Raw genomic sequence first — 402 nt, 5'->3', positions numbered from 1 at the left:
TCCCAAGCGTGTAGCTCAATCTCGCAGACGGACACTAACCGAGCGAAATCGACTATCCCGCGTGATTGAGGTGGTTGTGTACCGCCCTGGTATCGCTATCGAATCAGCTGAGTCGGTCAATCCGCTGTGTCGCGATTGATGTACTGGTCTTCCCACTCAACTCGGGCTTCGATTTCTCTGGTCCCGCGCCGAGTGGTAGTGTACTCGTTGGTCCGCTTATCGCGTTGGCTTTTTTCGATGAGTCCTTTCTCAACGAGGGTGTCGAGATTCGGATAGAGCCGCCCGTGATGGATCTCTTGTTCGTAGTATTCTTCGAGCTCAGCTTTGATCGCGAGCCCGTGGGGGTCGTTGAGGCCGTCGACCAAGTACAGCAGGTCGCGCTGAAAACCGGTGAGGTCGTAC

The 402-nt window shown here is 55.5% G+C and carries 1 protein-coding gene; it reads right to left on the bottom strand.

Annotated features, from left to right (window positions below; genetic code table 11):
- Positions 1–116 precede the first annotated feature (116 nt).
- Positions 117–402: helix-turn-helix transcriptional regulator (locus EXE42_RS17170; RefSeq protein ID WP_137707082.1), on the bottom strand; the 286-nt coding region annotated here is incomplete at its 5' end.

Source organism: Halorubrum sp. SP3 (genome assembly GCF_005435195.1).
Classification (GTDB): Archaea; Halobacteriota; Halobacteria; order Halobacteriales; family Haloferacaceae; genus Halorubrum; species Halorubrum sodomense.
Note: the sequence above shows the minus strand (reverse complement) of the source record. Positions and strands in the feature narration are given on the sequence as shown.